This is a genomic window from Aeromicrobium sp., assembly GCF_050700635.1.
Lineage (GTDB): Bacteria > Actinomycetota > Actinomycetes > Propionibacteriales > Nocardioidaceae > Aeromicrobium.
The window spans coordinates 15,201-40,083 of record NZ_JBOHDT010000094.1 but is presented as its reverse complement, the minus strand read 5'-3'; the positions used below and the strand labels follow the sequence as shown (position 1 = coordinate 40,083).

At 68.1% G+C, this 24,883-nt stretch carries 21 protein-coding genes; 11 read left to right on the top strand and 10 right to left on the bottom strand.

Annotation, left to right across the window (positions count from 1 at the left end; all coding sequences use genetic code 11):
- Window positions 1–349, bottom strand: a 349-nt coding sequence (locus ACRDPN_RS07440) for a DeoR/GlpR family DNA-binding transcription regulator (RefSeq protein ID WP_431446751.1), incomplete at its 3' end; no start/stop codon positions are given.
- Between the two features lie 118 nt (window positions 350–467).
- On the opposite strand from ACRDPN_RS07440, the gene ptsP reads away from it, so the two are divergent.
- Entirely contained in the window at window positions 468–2,114 is a 1,647-nt protein-coding gene (ptsP, locus tag ACRDPN_RS07435) for a phosphoenolpyruvate--protein phosphotransferase (RefSeq protein WP_431446749.1), read from the top strand.
- Between the two features lie 63 nt (window positions 2,115–2,177).
- Here ptsP and valS read toward each other — a convergent pair whose 3' ends face one another.
- Both valS and ACRDPN_RS07425 read right to left on the bottom strand, forming a co-directional pair.
- Window positions 2,178–4,748: a valine--tRNA ligase gene (gene valS, locus ACRDPN_RS07430; protein WP_431446748.1), complete on the bottom strand. Its 2,571-nt coding sequence runs from the start codon at window positions 4,746–4,748 to the stop codon at window positions 2,178–2,180.
- A 53-nt stretch (window positions 4,749–4,801) separates the two neighbouring features.
- Window positions 4,802–5,413 (bottom strand): hypothetical protein, encoded by a 612-nt coding sequence (locus tag ACRDPN_RS07425; protein ID WP_431446747.1) that lies wholly within the window; start codon window positions 5,411–5,413, stop codon window positions 4,802–4,804.
- A gap of 132 nt (window positions 5,414–5,545) precedes the next feature.
- On the opposite strand from ACRDPN_RS07425, the gene ACRDPN_RS07420 reads away from it, so the two are divergent.
- A complete protein-coding gene (locus tag ACRDPN_RS07420; protein ID WP_431446746.1) occupies window positions 5,546–6,748 on the top strand; it encodes a sensor histidine kinase in 1,203 nt (400 codons plus the stop codon).
- Entirely contained in the window at window positions 6,745–7,383 is a 639-nt protein-coding gene (locus ACRDPN_RS07415; RefSeq protein WP_431446745.1) for a response regulator, read from the top strand. Before ACRDPN_RS07420 ends, ACRDPN_RS07415 begins: the two co-directional genes overlap by 4 nt.
- A gap of 7 nt (window positions 7,384–7,390) precedes the next feature.
- On the opposite strand, the gene ACRDPN_RS07410 is transcribed toward ACRDPN_RS07415, so the two are convergent.
- A complete protein-coding gene (locus ACRDPN_RS07410; RefSeq protein WP_431446744.1) occupies window positions 7,391–9,502 on the bottom strand; it encodes an MMPL family transporter in 2,112 nt (703 codons plus the stop codon).
- A 180-nt stretch (window positions 9,503–9,682) separates the two neighbouring features.
- On the opposite strand from ACRDPN_RS07410, the gene ACRDPN_RS07405 reads away from it, so the two are divergent.
- Genes ACRDPN_RS07405 through ACRDPN_RS07390 form a run of 4 tightly spaced genes read left to right on the top strand, consistent with a single transcriptional unit; the run spans window position 9,683 to window position 14,656 of the window.
- A complete protein-coding gene (locus tag ACRDPN_RS07405; RefSeq protein WP_431446743.1) occupies window positions 9,683–10,396 on the top strand; it encodes a response regulator transcription factor in 714 nt (237 codons plus the stop codon).
- On the top strand, window positions 10,393–12,981 hold the full coding sequence (locus ACRDPN_RS07400; protein ID WP_431446741.1) for a DUF4153 domain-containing protein: 2,589 nt from the start codon (window positions 10,393–10,395) through the stop codon (window positions 12,979–12,981). The genes ACRDPN_RS07405 and ACRDPN_RS07400 overlap by 4 nt, the downstream gene beginning before the upstream one ends.
- A 5-nt stretch (window positions 12,982–12,986) precedes the next feature.
- Window positions 12,987–14,324 (top strand): bifunctional folylpolyglutamate synthase/dihydrofolate synthase, encoded by a 1,338-nt coding sequence (locus tag ACRDPN_RS07395; protein ID WP_431446740.1) that lies wholly within the window; start codon window positions 12,987–12,989, stop codon window positions 14,322–14,324.
- Window positions 14,321–14,656 carry a DUF4233 domain-containing protein gene (locus ACRDPN_RS07390; protein WP_431446739.1) on the top strand — a complete coding sequence of 112 codons (336 nt, stop codon included), beginning with the start codon at window positions 14,321–14,323 and terminating at the stop codon, window positions 14,654–14,656. Before ACRDPN_RS07395 ends, ACRDPN_RS07390 begins: the two co-directional genes overlap by 4 nt.
- Here ACRDPN_RS07390 and ACRDPN_RS07385 read toward each other — a convergent pair.
- From ACRDPN_RS07385 to ACRDPN_RS07365, 5 genes are all read right to left on the bottom strand, one after another.
- Complete coding sequence (locus tag ACRDPN_RS07385) at window positions 14,653–15,813, bottom strand: ABC transporter ATP-binding protein (protein ID WP_431446738.1); 1,161 nt, start codon at window positions 15,811–15,813, stop codon at window positions 14,653–14,655. The genes ACRDPN_RS07390 and ACRDPN_RS07385 overlap by 4 nt on opposite strands.
- Window positions 15,814–15,817: 4 nt before the next feature.
- The gene (locus ACRDPN_RS07380; RefSeq protein ID WP_431446737.1) at window positions 15,818–16,645 is read right to left on the bottom strand and encodes a carbohydrate ABC transporter permease; all 828 of its coding nucleotides are present in this window, start codon (window positions 16,643–16,645) and stop codon (window positions 15,818–15,820) included.
- A gap of 1 nt (window position 16,646) precedes the next feature.
- Entirely contained in the window at window positions 16,647–17,591 is a 945-nt protein-coding gene (locus ACRDPN_RS07375) for a carbohydrate ABC transporter permease (RefSeq protein WP_431446736.1), read from the bottom strand.
- 14 nt (window positions 17,592–17,605) lie between these two features.
- Entirely contained in the window at window positions 17,606–18,904 is a 1,299-nt protein-coding gene (locus tag ACRDPN_RS07370) for an extracellular solute-binding protein (RefSeq protein ID WP_431446735.1), read from the bottom strand.
- A 76-nt stretch (window positions 18,905–18,980) separates the two neighbouring features.
- Window positions 18,981–20,663, bottom strand: a complete 1,683-nt coding sequence (locus tag ACRDPN_RS07365) for a glycoside hydrolase family 13 protein (RefSeq protein ID WP_431446734.1) — start codon at window positions 20,661–20,663, stop codon at window positions 18,981–18,983.
- Window positions 20,664–20,713: 50 nt separating this feature from the next.
- Between ACRDPN_RS07365 and ndk the strand changes: the two genes are divergently transcribed.
- Window positions 20,714–21,118: a nucleoside-diphosphate kinase gene (gene ndk / locus ACRDPN_RS07360; RefSeq protein WP_431446733.1), complete on the top strand. Its 405-nt coding sequence runs from the start codon at window positions 20,714–20,716 to the stop codon at window positions 21,116–21,118.
- 193 nt (window positions 21,119–21,311) lie between these two features.
- On the top strand, window positions 21,312–21,965 hold the full coding sequence (locus ACRDPN_RS07355) for an NADPH-dependent F420 reductase (protein ID WP_431446732.1): 654 nt from the start codon (window positions 21,312–21,314) through the stop codon (window positions 21,963–21,965).
- A gap of 14 nt (window positions 21,966–21,979) precedes the next feature.
- On the opposite strand, the gene ACRDPN_RS07350 is transcribed toward ACRDPN_RS07355, so the two are convergent.
- Window positions 21,980–22,603: a hypothetical protein gene (locus ACRDPN_RS07350; RefSeq protein WP_431446731.1), complete on the bottom strand. Its 624-nt coding sequence runs from the start codon at window positions 22,601–22,603 to the stop codon at window positions 21,980–21,982.
- A 39-nt stretch (window positions 22,604–22,642) separates the two neighbouring features.
- On the opposite strand from ACRDPN_RS07350, the gene ACRDPN_RS07345 reads away from it, so the two are divergent.
- Complete coding sequence (locus tag ACRDPN_RS07345) at window positions 22,643–24,589, top strand: TIGR03960 family B12-binding radical SAM protein (protein WP_431446730.1); 1,947 nt, start codon at window positions 22,643–22,645, stop codon at window positions 24,587–24,589.
- Window positions 24,590–24,701: 112 nt separating this feature from the next.
- Window positions 24,702–24,878, top strand: coding sequence for a hypothetical protein (locus ACRDPN_RS07340; protein WP_431446729.1), 177 nt, complete (start codon window positions 24,702–24,704; stop codon window positions 24,876–24,878).
- The last annotated feature ends 5 nt before the right edge of the window (window positions 24,879–24,883 follow it).

Genomic DNA, 24,883 nt, shown 5'->3' with positions numbered 1-24,883 from the left:
GGTCGATCGGGATCTGGTCGACCAGGTGGCTGATGGTGGTGCCGGCGTCGAGCACCACGCTGCCGTGCTCTGCCGGCAGGAGGTCGGCCGCGGCGCGGGCGATGCGTTCCTTCTGCTCCGCGTTGGTCGTGGTGCGCTGCGCCAGGCCCGGCTCGAGGATGGTGAGCGCACGCGACGCCACCGCACCACCGTGGACGCGCTGGGCGAGGCCGTCCCGCTCGAGGACCGCGAGGTCGCGCCGGATGGTCTCGCTGGAGACGTCCAGCTCCGCGGCGAGATCGACGACCGACAGGCGTCCGTCCGCCTGGAGTCGTTCGGCGAGCAGCTGCTGGCGTTCGGCGGCGTACATGGGGCCCCTGGCGTGGGTTTGTGTGGTTTTTGTTCCGCTTCGCTAGAGTTTTGCGACCAGCTGTGGGTAATGTCAAGCCTATTCGTGAGTTAGGTCACAGATTCGGAAGGTTCCAGTCATGACGATCCTGCAGGGGACCGGAGTGGTCCCGGGCATCGGCACCGGTCCGGCCGTGCGGCCCACACCGCGACCGACCGTGCCTGACGACGAGCCCGAGGTCTCGGCCGAGGAGGGCGCAGAGCGGTTCAAGGCCGCCGCCGAGGTCGTGGCCCAGCGCCTCGAGCAGCGCGGCTCGAACGCGAGCGGTCCGGCAGCCGAGATTCTCCTGGCTACGGCCACCCTCGCTCGCGACCGTGGTCTGGTCGGCCTGGTCTCGGCCCAGCTCGGCTCCGGGAGTGGGCTCGCATCGGCGACCGTCGCGGCCGTCGAGCAGCTCAGCGACATGTTCCGCAGCGCCGGTGGGCTGATGGCCGAGCGCGTCACCGATCTGTACGACGTTCGTGACCGCGTGATCGCCGAGCTGACCGGTCAGGCCGAACCGGGAATTCCGATGCCCGAGGTGCCGAGTGTCCTGTGCGCCGACGACCTCGCGCCGGCCGACACCGCCGGACTCGACCCGGCAGTGATCTCGGCGATCGCCACCTCCCTCGGCGGCGTCACGAGTCATACGACGATCATCTCCCGTCAGCTCGGCATCCCATGTGTCGTCGGCTGTGCGGGTCTCGATGACGTCGAGGTCGGCACCGACCTGCTCGTGGACGGATCGACTGGTGAGGTGGTGCTCGACCCGGACCCCCAGATGGCCAAGGAACGTCAGGATGCGGCAGAGGCGGCGGCCGAGGCGGCCCGCTCCTGGACCGGACCCGGCTCCACGTCCGACAGGCATGCCGTCGACATCCTCGCCAACGTGCAGGACGGGCCAGGCGCCCAGCGTGCCGCCGAGACGAATGTGCAGGGAGTCGGCCTGTTCCGCACTGAGCTGTGCTTCCTCAGCTCGGACACCGAGCCGACGGTCGAGCAGCAGGCCGCCATCTATCGCGAGGTTCTGGACGCGATGGGGGAGCGCAAGGTGGTCATCCGCACCCTCGATGCCGGGTCTGACAAGCCGCTCACGTTCGCCACGCTGCCGGACGAGCCCAACCCGGCCCTCGGCATGCGCGGCATGCGGCTCGGACTCCGGGACGAGGGTTTGATGGATCGCCAGCTCGACGCGATCGCCGAGGCGGCCAAGGACTCGAAGGGCGACGTCTGGGTGATGGCGCCGATGGTGGCGACCGAGGGCGAGGCGGTGTGGTTCGCCGCACGCGCGCGCGAGCGCGGGCTGACGCCAGGCGTCATGATCGAGGTCCCGGCGGCCGCTCTGCTGGCCGACCGGATCCTGAAGCACGTCGACTTCGTGTCGATCGGCACCAACGACCTCAGCCAGTACGCGCTGGCCGCCGACCGCATGTCGGCTGACCTCTCGCACCTCACCGATCCGTGGCAGCCCGCGCTGTTGGCTCTTGTCGGTCAGGTCGCGCGCGCGGGCCGCGACGCGGGCAAGCCGGTGGGCGTGTGCGGCGAGGCCGCCGCCGATCCGCTGCTGGGATGCGTGCTCGCCGGCCTGGGTGTCACCTCGCTGTCGGCCGCGAGCACCGCGGCTCCGGCGGTCGGCACCTCGCTGGCCACCCACACGCTGGCGGAATGCGAGAAGGCCGCCGAGGCCGCACTCGCCGCGACGGACCCGCGGGCCGCCCGGGAGGCAGCGACAGCCGCCCTGGGCTGACGCTTCGCTCCCCCACTCGCTGCGCTCGCGGGAGGTCCCCCCAGCTCAGCCGGCGCGTGGAGATCAGTCGGGGGCCAGCGTCGTCTCGACGCGGAGACCGTCGCTGGTCTCGTCGGCCACCAGGTTGACGTCACCGACCACCCGGCCGGCGGCCTTGACGTCGTCGAGTGCCCGGGTCAGCAGGTCGAGCGCTTCCTGTGAGGCACGCACGGACACCGACGTGACCTCGGTGCGCTGGCTGACCTTGGCCACCGACTTCGCGCCGCGGATTCCGGCGAGGGCCTCGGCTGCGGTCGACAGGAGGGCCGGGTTGTGCGGCACGGTCGGAAGGTCGACCTCCGAGTCCGGCCACGCAGCACGGTGGATGGAGCCGTCCTGCCACCACGCCCACGCCTCTTCGGTGACGTACGGGAGGAACGGGGCGAGCAGGCGCAGCTGCACGGACAGGGCGAGCACGAAGGCCGCCTTGGCTGACGTCCCGGTGGCGTCGTCTCGTCGAGACCGCTCCTTCACGAGCTCGAGGTAGTCGTCGCAGAAGTCCCAGAAGAACTTCTCGGTGATCTCGAGGGCGGACGCGTAGTCGTACGCGTCGAAGTGCCTCGTGGCCGCCTCGACCACCTGGCGCAGACGTCTCAGCATCGCGAGGTCCAGGGCCTCGGTGACGAGGGACGCGTCGAGCAGCGCGGCGTCGGCGCCGAGTCCGTACTGCTCCTCGGAGGCAAGCACGAACTTGCTCGCGTTGAGCACTTTCATCGTCAGCCGTCGGCCGACCTTCATCTGGGTCTCGTCGAACGGGGAGTCCGCGCCCGGCCGGGCGCCGGCCGCGCGCCACCGCACGGCATCCGCGCCGTACTTCTCGAGGATCTCGTCCGGGACGACGACATTGCCTTTTGACTTGCTCATCTTCTTGCGGTCGGGATCGACCACGAAGCCGGAGATGGCGTTGTGCGACCAGGGGACGCCACCGAACTCGAGGTGCGCGCGCACCACCGACGAGAACAGCCAGGTACGGATGATGTCGTGGCCCTGGGGTCGCAGGTCCATCGGGTAGGTGCGGGAGAACAGGTCCTCGTCGCGTCCCCACCCGCAGACGATCTGCGGCGAGAGCGACGACGTGGCCCAGGTGTCGAGAATGTCGGGGTCGCCGACGAACCCACCCGGCTTGCCGCGCTGCGTCTCGTCGTATCCGGGCGGGGTCTCGGATGCGGGGTCAACCGGGAGGGCATCTTCGTCGGCGAGAATCGGGTCGTCGTACTGGGGTTCGCCGTCGTCGTCGGTTCGGTACCAAACCGGGAACGGGATGCCGAAGAACCGCTGACGCGAGATCAGCCAGTCACCGTTGAGCCCTTCGATCCAGTTGGTGAACCGCGACTGCATGTAGCCAGGCACCCAGGTCATGTCGTCGCCGCGTGCGACGAGCGCGGCTCGCAGGTCCCCGTCACGGCCGCCGTTGGAGATGTACCACTGTCGGGTGGAGACGATCTCGAGCGGCTTGTCACCACGCTCGTAGAAGTTCGCGACGCGCTGGGTCGGCACCGGATCGCCGTGCAGGTCGCCGGAGTCGCGCAGCGCCTGGGCGCTCATCTCACGTGCAGTGAACGTCGTCTTGCCGGCCAGCTCGCCGTAGCGGGCGCGGCCGTCCTCGTCGGTGATCCAGTCGGGGACGTCGGCCAGAATGCGGCCGTCGCGACCGATGATCGTGCGGTTGGGCAGCTGCAGCTCTCGCCACCACTGGACGTCGGTGAGGTCACCGAACGTGCAGCACATCGCGATGCCGGCTCCCTTGTCCATCTCGGCGCCGTGGTGCGCCAACACCGGAACCTCGACGTCGAACAACGGCGAACGGACGGTCGAGCCGAACAGGTGCTGGTAGCGCTCGTCATCGGGGTGTGCGATGAGCGCGACACAGGCGGCGATGAGCTCGGGACGGGTCGTCTCGACGAACACCGGGCCGCTGGCATGGTGGTACGAGACGCGGTGGTAGGCGCCTGGGTAGTCGCGGGCCTCGAGCTCGGCCTGGGCCACCGCGGACTGGTACGTGACGTCCCACAGGGTGGGCGCGTCCTGAAGGTACGCCTCGCCGCGGCCGACGTTGCGCAGGAACGCCCGCTGCGAGACGGTCTGCGCCTCGACGCCGATCGTCGTGTACGACTGCGACCAGTCGACCGAGAGGCCGAGCGTCCGCCACAGTCGCTCGAAGACCTTCTCGTCCTCGACGACGAGCTCGTTGCACAGGTCGACGAAGTTGCGCCGGCTGATCGAGATCTGCCGCTTCGGATCAGGGTTCGCAGGTGGTGCGAAGTCCGGGTCGTAGGGGAGGGTCGGATCGCATCGGACGCCGTAGTAGTTCTGCACGCGTCGCTCGGTGGGCAGGCCGTTGTCGTCCCAGCCCATCGGGTAGAAGACCTCACGGCCGCGCATCCGCTGGTACCGGGCGATGAGATCGGTGTGCGTGTAGGAGAACACGTGCCCGACGTGCAGTGAGCCTGAGACCGTCGGCGGAGGCGTGTCGATCGAGTAGATCTCCTCGCGCGACTTGGTGCGGTCGAACCGGTATGTTCCCTGCTCCTCCCAGCGCTGCGACCAGGTGGCCTCGAGACCTTCGAGCATGGGCTTGTCGGGGACTGCGTTCACGAGGCGACAGTCTAGGTGGATGGCCGAGCTCCAATTCCGTCACCCGGCATCCGTCACCGTTCGCTGCGTCTCAGGAGCGCGGTGCAGAAGAAGGCAGCCGACCCGACCACGCCGAGCGGCATGAAGGGCGGGACGATCGCCGAGACACCCGCAAGCACGTAAAGGACGAGCAGCCCCGTGCCGAAAGCGTGGTGCCGCCGCCCGAGCACTCCGACTGCGACCAGACCGACCGTGCACAGCACGATCTTGGGCACAGTCATGACGAAGGCGAGCCACGAGGTGATGATCGCCTCGTACGTGGTTTCGTCGACCTCCTGTGCCACGGCCACAGCGAGCGTGCCGTTCGCCCAGGCATCGACGACGACGAAGACCAGACCGGCGACGGTCGTGGTGACGGCCCACGCCGGTAGGTCGGTCAGCACGGACGGAAGGTTGAGGACGAGCAGCACGGCCCCGATGGTCGCCAGGGAACATCCGATGACCTCGGCCGGGCTGGCCACCACCTCGCGGGGCGTGTCGCTCCAGTGGCTAAGACTCCAGGCGAAGATGGTCGCGGCCCCGAGGAACAGCAGGGCGCTACCGGCCATCACCAGCGCGGGACCTCGGCCGGCGGGCTCGACGGCGCTCCGGGCGCCGGTGCCGGCAGGAGTGGAAACGGTCATCATGGCTCCTTCTCTCGAACGTGGGCACCCCCAGCGTGTCCGCAGAGGTCGCGCCCGCGGTACCCCCAACGGCGCCGATTCTGGTTCCCCCATCGGAGTGATCCCAGGCTCTGAAATCGCTCGTATGCTGGTCGGATGGAGGCTCCGGAGGTCCGGCGGATTGCGCTCTCGGCAGTGCGCTCGCCGTGGTCGATCGACATCGTCGTCGGGGTTTTCGTCGCGGTGCTGAACGTCGTCACGACCACGACCCCTGATCCTTCGGCTGCGTACTACGACTACCGCGAGCCGCACATGCTTGCCCTGGTGACGCTGACGGTCGGTGCCGGACTCGCTCTCATCTGGCGCCGCTACGCACCGGTGACTGTGCTGGTCGTCAACCTCGCCACGTTCGTGGTCGTGACGGCGCTGGAGTGGCAGGCCGGATCTCTCGCAGTCGGACTTCTGGTGGCGTTGTACTCGGTGGGTGCCTACAGCACGTTCCGCCGCGGACTGGGGTCGGTCGTCGCCGTGGTGGTCTCACTCGTGGGACTGATCGTGCTGTCCCGCCCGTACTTCGACGACTGGGCCTCGCTCGTCACGGTGTTCGTGTACGTCGCGCCGTGGGGAGCCGGGCTGGTGGTTCAGCATCACCGGCGAGCCACTGATGAGGAACGGGCCCGCGTCATCGAGCTCGAACGGCAGCGAGCGGTCGAGGCGGAGCGGGCCGTGCACTCGGAACGACTGAGAATCGCCCGGGAGATGCACGACGTGGTGACGCACACCCTGAGCATCATCGCCGTGCAGTCAGCCGTGGCCCAGAAGTTCGCCACCAGCGATCCCCAGCGGGCGACGGAGGCGATGTCGGCCGTGCAGTCGTCGAGCTCGTCAGCCCTGGACGACCTTCGACGGATGCTCGTCTCGCTGCGGTCGGACGGCGATCCCGCGCCGTGGGGACCGCCCCCCAGTCGGGCCGATCTCGACCTCGTCGTGGCGGCGCACCGTGCCGCCCACGGGCCGGTCGACCTGAACGTGGACCCCGCGATCACGTGGGAGTCCACGACCTTGCCGCTCACGGTGTTGCGCATCGTCCAGGAAGGTTTGACCAACGTCGCGCGGCATGCTCCCGGGGCGCGCGCGAGTGTCGACGTCGTGGCGGACGACGATGGCGGGGTGGTGGTGACGATCGTCGACGACGGTGGGAACGGAGATCACGGAACCAAGGGAACTCCGCGGCGTCAGGGTCTGGGCCTCGTGGGCCTGCGGGAGCGGGTGAACGCCTTCGGCGGAGTGGTGGATGCCGAGCCGCACGGCCCGGGCTTCCGGTTGCGAGCGGTCCTACGAGCGGTACCGCACCCGTGAGCGAGCTTCGGGTGGTCGTCGTGGACGATCAGGATCTCATCCGGTCTGGACTGGTCGCTCTGCTCGACGGCCGAGACGGCATCGAGGTGGTGGGCGAGGCCGGCGACGGCACCGCCGGCGTCGATCTCGTCCGACGGACGCAGCCGGACGTGGCGCTCATCGACATCCGGATGCCCGGTCTCAACGGGATCGAAGCGATCGAGCAGATCCGAGCCGATCCGCTGTGCCGCACTCGCTTGATGGTTCTGACCACTTTCGACCTCGACGAGTACGTCGTCGCAGCGCTGCGAGGTGGCGCCGATGCCTTCGTCCTCAAGAACACCCCGGTCGACGAGCTCTGCCGTTGCATCCAGGCCGTGGCGGCCGGCGACGCCTACCTCTCGCCGTCGGTGACGCGTCGCGTGGTCGAGGAGTTCGCCGCGCGTCCGACAACCGCCGGGCCGCCTGCTCCCGACTTGACCCCCCGCGAGTCCGAGGTGCTGGCCCTGGTCTGTCGAGGTCTGACCAACAAGGCCGTGGCGGGAGAGCTCCATCTCGGCGTCGAGACCGTGAAGACCTACGTGGGCCGCCTGTTCCAGAAGTACGGCGTCGAGTCGCGGGTCGCGCTGGTCATCGCCGCTTCCGAGCGGCGCTGATGCGCACTCAGACCCTGACCGGCTCCTCGATCTGCGTCTTGGTGCTCGGCGTCTCCACGTCCCGCTTCTGAGCGAGGGCCGACGGCCACCACATGTGGCGACCGATGTCGAGGTTGAGTGCGGTGACCAGGACCGAACGAACGATGATCGTGTCGAGCAGGACGCCGACGGCGACGGCGAACCCGAGCTCGGCGATGAACACCATGGGAAGCGTCCCGAGGGCGGCGAACGTGCCGGCGAGCACGAGTCCGGCCGACGTGATGACCCCTCCGGTCGCGCTGAGCCCGATCAGCGCGCCCCGACGCGTGCCCACCTTCAGCGCCTCCTCACGAACGCGGGTCATCAGGAAGATGTTGTAGTCGATGCCCAGCGCCACCAGGAACACGAAGGCGAACAGCGGGAAGGACGAGTCGGCCCCGGCGAATCCGAAGATGTTCGTGAAGACGAACCCGCTGATGCCGACCGCCGCGCCGAAGGACAGCACCACGGTGGCCAACAAGATCAACGGAGCGACCAGCGCTCGAAGCAGCACGGCGAGGATCAGGAGGACCGCGACCAGGATGATCGGGATGATCAGGCGGTTGTCGGCTGCCGAGGCGTCCTGGATGTCGTGGTTGACGGCGGTGGCGCCTCCCACGATGGGCTGCACCCTGCCGATGTCATGCACGGCGTCGCGAACACGGTCGATCGTGTCGAATGCCGCGGGGGAGTCCGGAGGCGCCGCGAGTGTGCCCTCCATGTAGGTGATGCCGTCGTTCTGGCCCATGATCTTCACGGTGTCGGGAGCAATACCCTGCACGTTGCCGAACTCGGTGCTCACCTCTTGCGCGGACTCCGACGGCGCGATCACCACCACCGGACTGCCGGCGCCGCCGGGGTAGTGCTGGGCCACCCGCTTCTCTGCCGCCACGGACGGCTGGTCGGTGATGAAGAGCTCCTCATTGGTGAGCCCATCCGCGTCGAGCTGAAAGGCTCCGAGCGTGAAGAACGCCAGCATGACCGTGGTGACCAGCCAGGTGGCGCGTGGCGCCTTGGCGATGCGACGGCCGACCCGGGCCCAGAAACCTCTTTTGTTGGGCTCGGGATCACCGAAGTGCGGCACCAACGGCCAGAACGCCCATCGCCCCACGATGACGAGCAGCGCCGGGAGCAGGGTGAGCATGACCAGCAGCGCGACGACGATGCCCGCGGCGGCCACCGGCCCCATGCTGCTGGTGGAGTTCATCTGCGCGAACACCAGGCACAACAGGCCGACGACGACGGTCGCGCCGCTGGCGATGATGGCCGGGCCGGCGCGGTGCAGCGCGTGCCCCATCGCGACGTGGCGATCATCGACGCGCCGGAGCTCCTCGCGATACCGGGCGATGAGCAGCAGCGCGTAGTCGGTTCCGGCGCCGAAGACGAGCACTGTGAGGATGCTGGCGCTCTGGGCATTCACGGTGAGGCCGGCCTCCGTCGCCAGCAGGTAGACGATGCCTTGGGAGATGGCGAGACTTGCTCCACCGCACAGCAGCGGGATGATCCAGAGAATCGGGCTGCGGTAGGTGATCAGCAGCATCACCACGACCACGCCCACCGCCGCGATCAGCAGGATGCCGTCGACACCGGAGAATACGTCGGCCTGGTCGGCTCCGAGCGCGGCCGGTCCGGCCATGCTCACCTCGAGCCCGCCGTTGCCGTCGTTCGCGATCTGCTCGAGCTCGTCGATCAGGTCCGGAAGGACCTCCCAGCCATCGCCGACGTCGAGAGGGACGAGGACCTGCAGGGCTTGACCGTCGTCGGACGGAACGGGGCCGAAGACCTCGCCGGAGACCTCATCCATACCCTTGAACGATCTGACGTCGGCGGCGACCTGCTCAGAGTCGGCCGGGGTGATGCCGGACTCGCGCTCGTACAGGATCACGGCCGGGGCGGCCTCCGGATCGGTGAAGGCGCGCGACTCCTCGATGACCTGGGTGGACTCGGCGTCGCCAGGCAACCAGGCACTGGTGTCGTTCTCCTGGGCGCCCGTCAGCTTGCCGGCCAACGAGCCGAAGACGACGAGCATGATGATGGCTATGGCGAGGACCACCCATTTGGTCCAGTGGTGCGTCACCCAACCGGCAAAGTGTCGAGTCATGAGAGTCCTTCGGGCCGTTCCTTCTTTGGAATTCCATCATGGCGTGGGTCACTGACAGACCGATATCGGTGACAACCCTGAGCGCCCCCGCAGCATTCCCACGTTGAGCGGCTGCGATCTCCACACAACCTTCACGAGTCGCCCCGGGTTCCTGCCCGTCCGCGCTTCTAGGCTCGTCATGTGAGCGAACCGTCGCCAGACCTTCCGCCGAGTGCCCGCCGCCGAGTGCTCGTGGTCGAGGACGACCCGGTCATCAACGACGCGGTCGCGCGCCGCCTCGACGCCGAAGGGTACGACGTCACTCAGGCGTGGGACGGACCCACGGCCGTGGCGGCGGCCACCGACGGCCGGCCCGACGTGCTGGTCCTCGACGTCATGCTGCCCGGCTACGACGGGTTGGAGGTGTGCCGCCGTGTGCAGGCCACCCGCCCGGTTCCGGTGCTGATGCTGACCGCGCGCGACGACGAGTCCGACATCTTGGCCGGTCTCGCGGTGGGCGCCGACGACTACCTCACCAAACCGTTCGGGATGCGGGAGCTGGTGGCGCGGATCGCCGCGCTGCTGCGGCGGGTGGAGCGGGCCGGGGTGCTCGCGGCCCAGCCGGCCGACGTGCTCTCTCTCGGCGATCTGCGGGTCGACACCGGCACCCGCCGGGTCGACGTGGCGGGCGCCGAGGTGCACCTGACGCCGACGGAGTTCGACCTGCTCGTCTGTCTCGCCGGAGAGCCCGGCCAGGTGCTGACCCGCGAGCGGCTGCTGGCCGAGGTGTGGGACTGGCCCGACGCGTCTGGCACCCGCACGGTCGACAGCCACGTCAAGGCGCTGCGGGCCAAGCTCGGTGCCGAGCGTGTCCGTACGGTCCACGGCGTCGGCTACGCCCTGGAGACGCCATGACCGCCGAGCCGCTGGTCCGGGTCACCTCGATCAAGGTGAAGCTCGGGCTCTTGGTCGCCGCGAGCGTGGTCGTCGCCGCGATCGTCGGGACGCTCGGCTCGGCCGGGGGCGTGACCCCGTGGTTGGCCCTGCCGGTGACGATTGCTGTCGCACTCGGCGTGACCCAGCTCCTCGCGGCTGGCATGACGAGCCCGTTGCGCCAGATGACCGAGGTGGCGCGCCGGATGGCGCAGGGTGACTACTCGGGCCGCGTCGACGCATCCGCGGGCGACGAGGTCGGTGAGCTGGCCCGCACCTTCAACCAGATGGCCGCCGACCTCGGCCACGTCGATGCGGAGCGCAGGGAGCTGGTCGCGACCGTGTCGCACGAGCTGCGGACCCCGGTGGCTGCGCTCACCGCGCGTCTGGAGAACCTTGCCGACGGCGTCGAGGAGCCCGACGAGGACACCCTGACCGGGGTGCTCGACGAGGCCCGCCGGCTCGGCGGCCTCATCGACGATCTCCTCGACCTGTCGCGCGTCGACGCAGGAGTTGCAACTCTGCGGCTCGCGGACATCGACGTCGCCGCCTTTCTCGACGACCTCGTCGACACCGGTGCTCCGCACATCCGGGGCGTCACGTACGCCGTATCGGCCCCCGGCAAGCTCATCGTGCGGGCCGACCCAGCGCGACTGCGCCAGCTCATGACCAACCTGCTCGACAATGCCGCCCGGCACAGCCCAGCGGGTGGCGTGGTGACCGTGGCGGCCTCCGCCGGTGAGAGCACGTGGTCGCTCGAGGTGACCGACTCCGGACCTGGCGTGCAGGCCGACGACCGCGAGCGCGTCTTCGAGCGCTTCGGCACCCTCATCGAACCCGAAGGTTCCGTCACAGGGGGAGGCACCGGTCTCGGCCTGGCCATCGCACGCTGGGTGGCCGAGCTGCACGGCGGATCGATCCGGTTCATCGACCCCGAGCCCGGGTCGGTCGGCGCCAGGGTCGTGGTCGACCTGCCGCTGCGCGCCGACGCCGCGACGCCCCTGACCACCGACCGCCCGCCACCACCAGGAGGCACCACGGTGTCCGTGACCGCATCGCCCAGCGAGCAGTCTGCTCCCGCACCGACGACGGTGGCACCGCAGCCACTCATGACCCCGATCTTCGGCACCTTCTGGCCCGACGACAACGTCCCCGGACGGCGCGACCTGCTGGGCGCCGCGATCGCCGTAGGCGTCCTGGCGGGCGTCGTGCTCCCGTTCCGGGAGCCTGGCCTGGCGTTGTTCCTGGTGCTAGTGGCTGCGACCGCGACGCTGGCGTACGCCGCACGCCACCGGCGTGATCCCTTCACGCTCGCCTGCCTCATCGGCTGCACGGTGCTGTGCCTGCCCGTGCTGCTGCTGGACGCTGACTGGATCGCCACCCTCTGCTGGCTGGCGGGTGGGGCCCTCGCCCTGGTCGGGGTGACGCGGGGGCGCAGCGCACCGTCGTTCGTGCTGGCATGGGTCGGCTGGCCGCTGGCTTCCCTGCGCGGTCTGCCCTGGCTCGGCCGGACGCTGCAGGGGCTGGCCGGTCGGGGCATTGGTCCCGCGTTGCTCCGCACCATGGTGTGGTCGGTGCTCGCGGTGGTCGTCTTCGGCCTGTTGTTCGCATCCGCCGACGCCCTCGTCGCGTCGTGGCTGGATGCGCTCATTCCCGACTGGACGTTCGACACCTTTGTGCTGCGCGTTTTCGTGACCGCAGCCGTCTTCGGTCTCGTGCTGGCCGGGGCCTACCTCGCCCTCAACCCGCCTCGCACCGGGGCCGCCGACCTTGCCGCGTCGCCACCCGTACGGCACCGCTACGAGTGGCTGGCACCGGTATTGCTGGTCGATGCCGTTTTCGCGCTGTTCCTGGTCGCGCAGGCCGCCGTCTTCTTCGGTGGCCGCGACTACTTCGAGCGCACGACCGGCCTGACCTATGCCGAGTATGTCCACCAGGGGTTCGGCCAGTTGACGGTCGCGACCGCGCTCACGCTGCTCGTCGTCTGGGCGGCATCCCGCAAGGCAGCCCGCACGGAACGCGCAGACCGGGTCGCCCTGCGGGTCTCACTCGGGGCCCTGTGCGGGATGACCCTCGCCGTGGTCGCCTCGGCCCTCTACCGGATGAGCCTCTACCAGGACGCCTATGGCTTCACCGAGCTGCGCCTGCTGGTCGACGTGTTCGAGGGCTGGCTGGGGCTCGTTGTGGTCGCCGTGCTGATCGCGGGATGGCGCCTCGACGGTCGTTGGGTGCCGCGGGCGGCGCTGTTCGCGGGCGCCGCCGCGTTGGCCGCGCTCGCCGTGCTCAACCCAGACGCCTGGATCGCCCGGCACAACATCGACCGTTTCGAGACGACTGGCAAGGTCGATCTCGACCACCTGAGCGGGTTGTCCGCCGACGCGGTCCCGGAGCTGTTGCGGCTGCCCGCCGACCTGCGCTTCTGCGCGTTGCCGGAGGTCTCGAGCAGCGACGACGACTGGCTGGAGTGGAACCTCGGACAAGACCGAGCGCGCGACGCACTCCAAGGCGAGAGCCTCGCGGTGCCGACCGCCGCGTGCACCGACCTCGCGGAGGCGCTGCGATACTGACCGCAATGAATCCCACGTTTGCCGAGGTCGAGCGGGCTTTGCTCGGCCGGTGGCCCGAGACGAAGCTCGAACCGTCCCTCGACCGCATCGCCGCCCTGTGTCGCCTGCTCGGAGACCCGCAGAACGCGTACCCGGTGGTGCATCTCACCGGCACGAACGGCAAGACGTCGACGGCCCGCATGATCGACGCCCTGCTCCGTGCCCTGGAACTGCGCACTGGGCGATTCACGAGCCCGCACCTCCAGTCGATGACCGAACGCATCTGCCTCGACGGCCAACCGCTGTCCGAGGACGACTTCGTCGACGCGTTCGCGGACGTGGCGGCGTACGCGCAGATCGTCGACGACAGCCAGCCCCACCCGCTGTCGTTCTTCGAGACGATGGTCGCCATGGCGTTTGCGGCCTTCGCGGACGCGCCCGTCGACGCGGCTGTCGTCGAGGTCGGCATGGGCGGCTCGTGGGACGCCACGAACGTCGTCGACGGGAAGGTCGCCGTCGTCACCCCGATCGCCGTCGACCACGCGGAGTACCTCGGCGACCGCGCCGAGGCGATCGCAGCCGAGAAGGCCGGAATCATCAAGCCCGGCGCTCATCTCGTGCTGGCCGAGCAGGAGCCGGACGTTCTCGACGTGATCATGCACCGCGCGGTCAACGTCGGCGCCACGGTGTTGCGTGAAGGAATCGACTTCGGTGTCTCAGAACGCCTGACGGCGTTGGGTGGCCAGCAGGTGGATCTGCAGGGCGTGGCCGGACGCTACGACGAGATCTTTCTGCCGCTGCATGGCGGGCACCAGGCACGCAACGCCGCCTACGCGCTGGCGGCCGTCGAGGCGTTCACCGGCTCGCACAAGCTCGACGCAAACCTCGTGCGCGAGGCGTTCGCCGACGTCTCGTCACCGGGTCGCCTCGAGGTGGTCCGGCGCAGCCCCACGGTGCTGCTCGACGCGGCCCACAACCCGCACGGCATCCAGGCGGCGCTCGAGTCCGTGCAGGACGCCTTCAGCTTCAGCCCTCTCATCGGTGTGGTCGGCATCATGGCCGACAAGGACGTCGACGAGATCGTCCGACTCCTCGAGCCGGTGCTCGCCGAGATCATCTGCACGCAGAACAGCACGCCCCGCTCGATGCCGGCCGCCGAGCTGGGTGAGATCGCCGAGGACGTGTTCGGCGCCGAGCGGGTCACCGTCGTCCGGCGCCTCGACGATGCGATCGAGCGGGCCATCGCGCTCGCCGACAGCAGCGAGGGTTACGAGGAGGCCATCGGCAGTGGCGGCGTGCTCGTGACCGGTTCGGTGATCACGGTCGGCGAGGCCCGGATGTTGTTCGGGGGAGAGCCGACATGAGAGCCATGTGCGCGGCGATGCTGACGCTCGAGGCGATCATCCTCGCCCTGAGCGTGCCGGTGATGATCTCGGTCGAGAACGTCGACCCCCCGCTCGCGCTTGGCCTGGGTCTCGGGCTGGCGGTGCTGTGCGTGCTCACCGCCGGCCTGCTTCGTCGTCCGTGGGCGTACACGGCCGGTCACCTGCTGCAGGTGGGCGCGATCTGTCTCGGCTTCCTCGTGCCGGTGATGTTCTTCGTCGGCGCGATGTTCGCCGGGCTGTGGGCGCTCGCCTACCTGCTCGGCCGCAAGATCGAGGCTGACAAGGCCCGATGGGCAGCGGAGGACGCCTAGAGCCCGACGGTGAGGTTCTCGCCGGTCGACGGATCGAAGAAGTGCATCCTCTCGGTGTTGATGAACAAGGTGGCAGTCTGGCCCTCCTGGATCTCGCTGGCGGAGTCCAGCGAGACCACGAGCTGGGTGCGCAGCGACTCGCTGTCGACCTCCTTCGCCAGTTCCTTGAGCTGATCCTGGACCTTCTGCTCCGCCTCGTAGGGGATGTACGCGAACTGCTGGTCGCCCAGCCACTCCCGGACGTCGACCTGGGCCTCGAACTGGTTGGACTGGGCCCGGCCCTCCTCAAGCATCGTGACGTCCTCGAAGTGCTCGGGCCGGATACCGGCCATGAGGAGACCCTTCCCCGCGGTCTTCTCCGCCTTGGCGTCGGGGATCTTGAACGTGCCGAACGGCAGGCTCATGTCGTTGCCCTCGACGGTCGCCGGGAGGAAGTTCATCGGCGGTGAACCGATGAAGCCTGCCACGAACAGGTTGACGGGCTGCTCGTACAGCTCCTTGGGTGTCGCGAGCTGCTGCAGAATGCCTCGCTTCAACACGGCGACCCGGTCGCCCAGGGTCATCGCCTCGGTCTGGTCGTGGGTGACGTAGACCGTGGTGATGCCGAGACGCTTCTGCAGCCGGGAGATCTCGGCGCGCATCTGCCCGCGCAGTTTGGCGTCGAGGTTCGACAACGGCTCGTCGAACAGGAATGCCCTGGCATCGCGGACGATCGCTCGCCCCATCGCCACGCGTTGCCGCTGACCGCCTGACAGGTTGGCCGGTCTGCGATCGAGGTGCTCGTCGAGATCCAGCGTCTTGCTCGCCTCGCGGACCTTCTCGTCGATCTCCTTCTGGTCCTTCCCGGCCAGTCGCAGCGGGAAGGCGATGTTCTCGTAGACGGTGAGATGCGGGTAGAGGGCGTAGTTCTGGAAGACCATGGACAGGTTGCGGTCGCGCGGTGCGAGGTCGTTGACCCGGTCACCGCCGACCACCATGTCGCCGGAGGTGATGTCCTCCAGGCCGACGATCATCCTGAGCAACGTCGATTTGCCGCACCCGGACGGTCCGACGAGGATCATGAACTCCCCGTCGGCGACGTCGATGCTGACGTCGTTGACTGCCGGGAAGCCGTCTCCGTACTGCTTGACGATGTTCTTCATCTCGATGGCTGCCATGGGATCAACCCTTCACTGCGCCGGAGGTCAGGCCGGCAACGATCTTGCGCTGGAAGAAAAGGACGAGGATGACGATCGGCACGGTGACCATGACCGCCGCTGCCGCCAGTGTGGACACCGGCGGGTTGAACTGGTCGGGCCCGACGAAGAACGCCATCTGCGCCGTCACCGGTCTCGCCGCTGTTGTGGACGTGAGCGATATGCCGAACACGAAGTCGTTCCAGGCGAAGAAGAAGGTCAGGATCGCCGCCGTGAACACACCCGGCGCCGCCAGCGGGACGATGACCTTGCGGAACGCCTGCCAGGCGGTGGCACCGTCGACCTGCGCGGCCTGCTCCATCTCCCACGGGATCTCGCGGAAGAACGCGGACAGGGTCCAGATCGCCAGGGGCAGCGTGAACGACATGTAGGGGATGATCAGCCCGAGCCACGTGTCGAACAGGCCGAGGAAGCGCCATTGGTCGAACAGCGGCCCCACGAGCGAGACCACCGGGAACATCGCGATCGCCAGCGCGATCGTGAGCACCATGCGCTTGCCGCTGAAGTCGAGCCGGGCGATCGCGTACGCGCAGAGCGTCGCGATGATGACCGACAGGACTGTGGCGATGATCGAGATCCCGAATGAGTTGCGCAGGGCCAGCAGGAAGTCGGGGTTGTTCAGGACTTCCTTGTACACGTCCAGCGTCCATTCCTTCGGGAAGAACTGGGGGCTGCCGGCTGCGGTCTCCGCGACCGGCTTGAACGACAGGGAGATCATCCAGACGACCGGCAGAAGACACCAGATGAGGATGGCGACGAAGCCGATCCAGTGCGCGATTCCCATGCGCTTCATGTCAGGACTCCCCTCGGGCCGCGGCCAGGTCGACCTTGAACAACTTCACGATCCCGAAGGCGAGCAGCAGCACCGACAGGAACAGCAGCACCGAGAGCGCCGACCCCATGCCGAGCTCGAACTGCTCGATGATCTGGCGATAGGTGAGGAACGAGACCGACTCGGTGTTCTGCGCGCCCCTCGTCATGATGTAGATGTTGTCGAAGATGCGGAAGGCGTCGAGGGCGCGGAAGAGCACGGCCACCATGATCGCGGCCTTCATGTTCGGCAGGATCACCTTGTAGAGGCGCTGCCACCACGACGCCCCGTCGACCTTGGCCGCCTCGAGCATGTCCTCGGACACCTGTGACAGGCCCGCGAGCAGGAGCAACGACATGAACGGCGTGGTCTTCCAGATCTCCGACATGCAGATGGCGAACAGCGACGACCAGGTGCCGCCGAACCAGTTGTAGTCGTCGGCGACGAACGGAAGCCAGCCGTTGACGAAGCCGTTGTTGAGGCTGAACGCGAACTGCCACGCGAATGCCGAGACCACCGTGATGATGCCGTAGGGGATCAGGATCGACGTGCGGACGACGCCACGCGCGAAGATGATCCGGTGCATCACCATGGCGAAGGCGAAGCCGATCACCAGTTCGACCGCGACGGTGACCACCATGATGAACACAGTGACCCCGACGTCACGCCACCAGATCTCGTCGGTGAGCACGGTGAGGTAGTTGGCGAGCCCGACGAACTGCCGGTCCTCCGGTGCCGTCAGCCGGTACTGGAAGAGCGACAGGTACAGGGCCCGGAACATTGGGTAGGCCGTCACGAGCAGCATGACGACGACCGCCGGAGCGGCCAGCTTCCAGCCCAACCGGTTCTCGGCACGGGAGCGATCGGAAAGCTCGGCCGGGGCACGGTCGGAACGACTCGTGCGGGTCGCGGTCGTCGTCTCAGTCATGGTCGCCTCCCTCCCTAGAGCAGCGCATCGCCGCTGAGAACGTTCTCGATGAAGGTCGCGTTTTCCTTGGGTGTGTTCTCACCGACCTCGTCTGCCGGATGCCAGTTGTTGAGGACCGCGTTCACGATCGTTCCCCAGTATGGGGACGGTGGTCGCGGACCAGCGGTGTCGATGCTGTCGAGCCACAGCGTCAGCAGCTCCTCAGGAAACTGCTTGCGGAGCTCGGGGTCGTCGTAGGCCGCCTCGCTGGCCGGCATGTTCCCGGTCTCGACCGCGTAGGTGGCCTGGTTCTCCTCAGAGGTGATGCAATCCAGGGCGGCAGTTGCGAGCTCAGTTTCGTCGCTGTACTTGCTGACCCCGATGTTGATCCCGCCGATCGGTGGTTTGGAAACCTCGCCTTCGACTGTGGCGGGGTAGCGGGCGAAGCCGAGATCCTCGAAGGTCTTCTTGTCGGGCTTGATCGTGTTGTAGATGAACGTCCAGTTGACCATGAAGCCGCCCGGGTCGGCGAAGGGGCCGATCACGGTGCCTTCGTTCGACACGGACAGGTCGGCCTCGGCAGAAGACGAACCGGCGAGCTTCTGGACCACTGCTGCCGCCTCCCTCCCGGCGTCGGAGTCGATCGTGACCTTCGCCTCGTCGCCCTGGTCGGTGTCGGTCATGATCGCGCCACCTGCACTCGCGATCAGAGCATTGATCCAGACGACGTATCCCTCGTACTTGTTGGCCTGGACTCCGACCTTGCCGCCCTCTGAGTCAGCAGCATCGATCACCTGCTCCCAGGTGACCGGCTGGCTCATGTCGAGCCCCGCCGCCTCCGCCATCGATTTGCGGTACCAGAGGATCTGGGTGTTGGCCCACAGCGGGGCGACCACGAGCCCGCCGGCCCAGCTGGCGCCGTCGATCGAGCCTTGAAGCACGCCTTCGGAGAGCTCCGGCGGGATCTTGGCGAGGTAGTCGGCCTCGGCGAACTCGGCCGTGAACACGGGGTCGAGGCTCATCAAGTCGATCTCGGGGTCCTGGGCGGCGAGTCGCCGCAGCATCTGGATGCGCTGCTCGGTTGCGCTCTGAGGGAGGATCTGGGTCTCGATGGCGTACTCGTCGGTGCTGCAGCGCTCGGCGATACCGGCCTGACCGAAGGCGCCCTCGAAGTCCGGCGGGGGAGGCGGGTCGGGATTGATGTACCACGTGAGCACCGGCTTGTCGGATTCTCCGCCGCCACAGGCGGCGAGCAGGGTGGCGGCCAAGGCCGATGCCGCGACAGCCGCGACGATGCGTCGCGCTCCCCGCCGGTTCGAGTGTTGTGCCCTCATCCGTCCACCCCCTCTTGTGACCCGCATCACTGTGTGCCGAACGTATTGCCCCGGCGGTGGCAGGCGCAAGAGGAACTCATCCCGGCAGGTCAATCTGCGCCCAAACCGCAGCATCGATCGGTACTCCGAGCGCGATGGAGACGTCGGGACTGCTTGCCGCCAGCAGTCGGGACCCGTCGGGGAGCGGTGTCGGCGACGTCCCGAGGTTCGCCAGCACGAGCACGCTGCGATCGTCGCCCGCGGTCGTCGTGAACGACAGGACGTCGTCCGAACCGGCGTCGTACCACGTCAGGGAGCCGCGGCCGAGACGCAGCTCCCTACGCAGTCGGAGCAGCGTCCGGTAGAGCTCGAGAGTCGAGCCCTCGGCGCCGCGCTGACGATCGACGGCGAGGCTGCCGTACTCGGGCGGCTGCGGGAGCCAGGTCTCGGCTCCTGGGCCGAAACCGAGCGACGGCGTGCTGCCCTCCCACGGCATCGGGATGCGGCAGCCGTCGCGGCCGCGGTTGGTGTGCCCAGAACGTTCCCAGGTGGGGTCCTGCCGGATGTCGTCGGGCAGTCGCGTCGCCTCCGGGAGGCCGAGCTCCTCGCCCTGGTAGATGTAGGCCGAGCCGGGCAGGGCAAGCATCACGGTGGTGGCGGCGCGAGCTCGCCGCAAGCCCAGGGCGGCGTCGGGCTGCGGTTCGTCCGCGCCGATTCCCCGCGGAAGCGTCGGGCCAGAAGTCTGCGGATAGCCGAGGCGCGTGGCGTGCCGGACGACGTCGTGGTTGGACAGCACCCAGGTCTGGGGTGCGCCGACGGCTTCGGCGGCCGCGAGCGTCTGGGTGATCGTCGTACGGAGCTCGGGCGCGAGCCAGGGCGTCATGAGGAAGGCGAAGTTGAACGACTGGTGCAGCTCGTCGGCTCGCACATAACGGGCCAGCGCTTCGGCGGGCTTGACCCAGGCCTCGGCGCACAGGATTCGGTCCGCGTCCTTGCCGGGCACGGCGTACTGGTCGGTGACCTGTCGCCAGCGGCGGTAGACGTCGTGCACGCCGGGCTGATCCCACATCGGCAGCTGTGCGGTCGGGTCGGCGTCGAGGCCGAAGGTGGTGTGTGAGTCGGGGAGACCGTCGGTCTTGACCAATCCGTGAGCGACGTCAATGCGGAAGCCGTCGACGCCTCGGTCGAGCCAGAATCGCAGCACCGACTCGAGCTCGTCCTGGACCTCGGGGTTGGACCAGTCGAGGTCCGGCTGACTGACGTCGAAGAGGTGGAGGTACCACTGCCCGGGGTTGTCGTCAGCCTCGATGACGCGTTCCCAAGCCGGCCCACCGAAGTTGCTCGTCCAGTTGTTCGGAGGCTCGTCGCCGTCCTCGCCGCGACCGGCGCGGAACAGGTACCGGGCGCGCTCAGGACTGCCGGGCCCGGCGGCGACCGCGGCACGGAACCACGGGTGCTCGATTGACGTGTGGTTGGGGACCAGGTCGACGATGACCCGAAGGCCCAGCTCGTGAGCTCGTGTCAGCAGCGCGTCGAAGTCGGCGAGTGACCCGAACAGCGGGTCGACGTCGCAGTAGTCACTGACGTCGTAGCCGCCGTCGTACTGGGGGGACGTATAGAACGGGGACAACCAGAGGGCGTCGACCCCGAGCGACACGAGGTGGCCGAGCCGTGCGATGACACCGGGCAGGTCGCCGACGCCGTCGCCGTCAGCGTCGGCCCACGAGCGCGGATACACCTGGTAGATGACCGCGTCGCGCCACCAGGGCGTCTCGCTCATGGATTCCCCTCCCGGGTGGCTCGCCACGTGCTGCCGCTACGTTAGCGAGCATGGAGAGAACGCTGGTCCTGCTCAAGCCCGACGCCGTTCGCCGTGGCCTCGTCGGCCAGGTGATCTCGCGGTACGAGGCGAAGGGCCTGTCCATCGTCGCGATGGAGCAGCGCACGATCACCGGCGAGGTGGCCGACACCCACTACGCCGAGCACGTCGACCGTGACTTCTACCCACCGCTCCGCGAGTTCGCCACCTCAGGTCCGCTCGTCGCGATGGTGCTGGAGGGTGACGAGGCGATCAACGTCGTCCGAACCCTCACCGGCGCCACGGACGGACGCCAGGCCGACCCAGGCACGATTCGTGGTGACCTCTCGCTCTCGAACCGCGAGAACCTCGTCCACGCCTCCGACTCCGCCGAGTCCGCCGACCGCGAGATCGCCCTCTGGTTCCCGAACCTCTGACGCTCGCGAGAGAGAAGATCACCCCTCGCGAGAGAGAAAATCACCGCTCGCGAGAGAGAAAATCATCGTCGACGGGACCAGGTCTGATGGCACCGAGAGCCAACGCAACTTGGTAGGAAGTCTCTCGCAACGGGGTAGGAAGTCTCTCGCGACGGGGTAGCCAAGACGGCACGAACGCAGAAGGATCCGTCTCATGACCACCATTGGCGTTCTGGGTACCGGGATGGTCGGGCAGGTGTTCGCGACCCGGCTCGCGGAACTCGGGATCGATGCGATGGTCGGGGCCCGATCGGCCGACTCCTCGAGCCTCGCGCTGTTCGCCAACATCGACGTCCGCACCGGGTCGTTCGCTGATGCGGCTGCGCACGCGGATCTGCTGATCAACGCCACGAACGGGATCAACTCGATGGCCGTGCTCGAGTCCATCGGCGCCGAGCGGCTGGCCGGCAAGACCGTCATCGACCTGTCCAACGAGCTCGTCCCGGTCGAGGGCGGCTACCCGTCTCCCGCGGCATCACCGGAGAGGTCCATCGGCCGGCGTCTGCAGGAGGCGTTCCCCGAGACATTCGTCGTGAAGAGCCTCAACACGATGAACTGCACGATCATGGTCGACCCGTCGATCGTGCCGGGCGACCACGTCGTCTTCCTCAGCGGCGACGACGCCGGGGCCAAGGACCGTGTGCGCACGTTCCTCACGACGCTCGGGTGGCGCAACGAGCAGATGGTCGACCTCGGGGGCATCGACACGGCGCGTGGGCCGGAAATGATGATGAGCGTCTGGTTGTCGGTGATGATCGCCCGGGGTCAGGGCGCTCCTCGGTTCAACTGGGCCATCAACTCGTCCTGACAGTCACCCGAGACTCAGACCAGCACCTGCGGCACCAGGTGGTGGTCGACGTCATCGAACTGGCCGCGGACGTCCTCGGGCAGCCAGATGATGTCGTTCGAGGTCGACGCCACATCGATGTCGCCCTGCAGCGTCACCACGTCGACGACCTGTCGCGGGTGATCCCGCTCGCCCTCCTCGAACGCCACGAGCGCGACTCGCAGCAGCACGCCGAACGGGTTCGGGTTGACGAGACCGATGCCCCAGAACTCCGCCGGATCAGCGGTCGCCTTTTCGTGAAGGTCGATCATGACGGTACGGATATCGGCCTCGATCGGGGGGTGGTCGCTCTCGGAGAGGTCGACGAGCTCGACGTCGACGCCCCGCACGTCCCGGCTGCCCGGTCCGTCGAAGCGCAGGATGTCGTGCCCCGTGCCGCCGGCCGTCAGGAGTGGGAGGCCGCGGTCCGAGCCGTGCACGGTCTGCGTCACGACGTGAGGGAGCTCGCGACCCCAGATGTCGCGGGCCACGTACCGGACCGTCGGCACGAGGGAGACGTCGGTGTGGTTCTGCATCGTGATCAGCTGATCGATTCCGCCGTCCTTCGCTCTGGGGACATAACGGAACGAGAGCGGCGCCCGACCGCGCTTCTTCCTCACCCGCCTGAGCCTAGGTCGTGGGCGGTTACGCTGGACGGCATGCCCGTCGAGTCCGTCTTTCCGCGCCTGGAGCCGCTGCTTCCGAGTGTGGGCAAGCCGATCCAGTACGTCGGGGGCGAGCTCAACGCCACCGTCAAGGACTGGGACTCCGTGCAGGTCCGGTGGGCGCTCATGTACCCGGACGCCTACGAGGTCGGGCTGCCCAACCAGGGCATCCAGATCCTGTACGAGGTGCTCAACGAGCGCGACTGGATCCTCGCCGAGCGCACGTACGCGGTGTTCGCCGACATGGAACAGGTGATGCGCGACAACGACATCGCGCAGTTCACGGTCGACGCCCACCGTCCGATCCGCGAGTTCGACTTGATCGGCGTCTCCTTCGCCACCGAGCTCGGCTACACCAACCTGCTCACGGCGCTCGACCTCGCCGGCATGCCGCTGCACGCCGCCGAGCGCGACGACGACGACCCGATCGTGCTGGCCGGCGGGCACTCGGCGTTCAACCCCGAGCCGATCGCCGACTTCGTCGACGCGGCGGTCCTCGGTGACGGCGAGGAGATCGTGCTCGCCATCAGCGAGGTCGTGCGCGAGTGGAAGGACGAGGGACGTCCCAAAGGAAACCAGCAGAGTGGACGCGACGAGCTGCTCATGCGCCTGGCGGCCTCCGGCGGTGTGTACGTGCCGAAGTTCTACGACGTCACCTACCTGCCCGACGGCCGCATTCAGCGTGTGGTGCCGAACCGCCCCGGCGTCCCGTGGCGCGTCGCCAAGCACACCTTGATGGATCTCGACGCGTGGCCGTACCCGCGCAACCCGCTCGTCCCGCTGGCCGAGACCGTGCACGAGCGTTACTCCGTCGAGATCTTCCGCGGTTGCACCCGCGGCTGTCGCTTCTGCCAGGCCGGCATGATCACCCGGCCGGTGCGTGAGCGCTCCATCGAGGGTATCGGTGCGATGGTCGCGGAGGGACTTGCGAAGACAGGCCTTGACGAAGTCGGGCTCTTGTCCCTCTCGAGCGCCGACCACAGTGAGATCGGCGAGATCGCCAAACAGCTCGGCGACCGCTACGAGGGCACCAACACGTCCCTCTCCTTGCCGTCGACGCGTGTTGACGCGTTCAACGTCACCCTCGCCAACGAGTTCAGCCGGAACGGGCGGCGCTCGGGCCTGACCTTCGCTCCGGAGGGCGGCAGCGAGCGGTTGCGCAAGGTCATCAACAAGATGGTCACCGAGGACGACCTCATCCGCACCGTCTCCGCCGCCTACTCGCACGGATGGCGCCAGGTGAAGCTCTACTTCATGTGCGGGTTGCCCACCGAGACCGATGACGACGTCATGCAGATCGGCGAGCTGGCCAAGAAGGTCATCGAGGTCGGCCGTGAGGTCTCGGGCCGCAAGGACATCCGGTGCACCGTCTCGATCGGCGGCTTCGTACCCAAGCCGCACACACCGTTCCAGTGGGCCTCGCAGCTCGACCACGAGACCACCGACGAGCGTCTGCGCAAGCTGCGGGCGTCCGTGCAGTCCGACAAGCGATTCGGCCGGGCCATCGGCTTCAGGTACCACGACGGCAGGCCCGGAACCGTCGAAGGGCTGCTCTCGCGTGGCGACCGCCGAGTCGGCCGCATCATCGAGGCCGTGTGGCGCGACGGCGGCCGGTTCGACGGCTGGAGTGAGCACTTCTCCTACGAGCGCTGGGAAGCCAAGACGGCCGAGGCGCTGGCCGACGAGCCCGTCGACCTCGACTGGTACACCGTCCGCGAGCGCGAGTACGCGGAGGTCCTGCCCTGGGACCACCTCGACGCCGGGCTCGACCGTGACTGGCTGTGGGAGGACTGGCAGGACGCCATCGACCCCGACGGACCCCGCGAGGTCGACGACTGCCGTTGGACCCCGTGCTTCGACTGCGGCGTCTGCCCACAGATGGACACCGAGATCCAGATGGGCCCGACCGGCCAGAAGCTGCTCCCGCTGTCGGTCGTCTGACCTGAGGTACCTGCCCGCCGTCTGAGGTGGTGGAACGGCGGAAATAGGGCAGTCGACCGATGTCTGGCCGCTACCTCAGCGACGAGAGTCGATGGTGTCGAAGGAGAACACCATGACCATCATCACCGACCACACCGTTCAGACCGAGGCCCTCCAGTTCGAGCGCGAGCTCGTCGATCGTCTCGAGCAGCGCCGCAGGTTCGCCGAGCGTGGCGTCAAGAAGTATGGCGGCCGGCTGGCTTTCGCCGCTCATCTCGCTCGTCGCGCCCGCGTCGCACAAGCGGCCTGACGTAG

Excerpts from the sequence above, each read along its gene's own strand:
- ptsP (WP_431446749.1), top strand. The coding sequence starts at position 468 with ATGACGATCCTGCAGGGGACCGGAGTGGTCCCGGGCATCGGCACCGGT.
- ACRDPN_RS07425 (WP_431446747.1), bottom strand. The coding sequence starts at position 5,413 with ATGATGACCGTTTCCACTCCTGCCGGCACCGGCGCCCGGAGCGCCGTC.
- ACRDPN_RS07420 (WP_431446746.1), top strand. The coding sequence starts at position 5,546 with ATGGAGGCTCCGGAGGTCCGGCGGATTGCGCTCTCGGCAGTGCGCTCG.
- ACRDPN_RS07410 (WP_431446744.1), bottom strand. The coding sequence starts at position 9,502 with ATGACTCGACACTTTGCCGGTTGGGTGACGCACCACTGGACCAAATGG.
- ACRDPN_RS07400 (WP_431446741.1), top strand. The coding sequence starts at position 10,393 with ATGACCGCCGAGCCGCTGGTCCGGGTCACCTCGATCAAGGTGAAGCTC.
- ACRDPN_RS07395 (WP_431446740.1), top strand. The coding sequence starts at position 12,987 with ATGAATCCCACGTTTGCCGAGGTCGAGCGGGCTTTGCTCGGCCGGTGG.
- ACRDPN_RS07390 (WP_431446739.1), top strand. The coding sequence starts at position 14,321 with ATGAGAGCCATGTGCGCGGCGATGCTGACGCTCGAGGCGATCATCCTC.
- ACRDPN_RS07385 (WP_431446738.1), bottom strand. The coding sequence starts at position 15,813 with ATGGCAGCCATCGAGATGAAGAACATCGTCAAGCAGTACGGAGACGGC.
- ACRDPN_RS07380 (WP_431446737.1), bottom strand. The coding sequence starts at position 16,645 with ATGAAGCGCATGGGAATCGCGCACTGGATCGGCTTCGTCGCCATCCTC.
- ACRDPN_RS07375 (WP_431446736.1), bottom strand. The coding sequence starts at position 17,591 with ATGACTGAGACGACGACCGCGACCCGCACGAGTCGTTCCGACCGTGCC.
- ACRDPN_RS07370 (WP_431446735.1), bottom strand. The coding sequence starts at position 18,904 with ATGAGGGCACAACACTCGAACCGGCGGGGAGCGCGACGCATCGTCGCG.
- ACRDPN_RS07365 (WP_431446734.1), bottom strand. The coding sequence starts at position 20,663 with ATGAGCGAGACGCCCTGGTGGCGCGACGCGGTCATCTACCAGGTGTAT.
- ndk (WP_431446733.1), top strand. The coding sequence starts at position 20,714 with ATGGAGAGAACGCTGGTCCTGCTCAAGCCCGACGCCGTTCGCCGTGGC.
- ACRDPN_RS07355 (WP_431446732.1), top strand. The coding sequence starts at position 21,312 with ATGACCACCATTGGCGTTCTGGGTACCGGGATGGTCGGGCAGGTGTTC.
- ACRDPN_RS07345 (WP_431446730.1), top strand. The coding sequence starts at position 22,643 with ATGCCCGTCGAGTCCGTCTTTCCGCGCCTGGAGCCGCTGCTTCCGAGT.
- ACRDPN_RS07340 (WP_431446729.1), top strand. The coding sequence starts at position 24,702 with ATGACCATCATCACCGACCACACCGTTCAGACCGAGGCCCTCCAGTTC.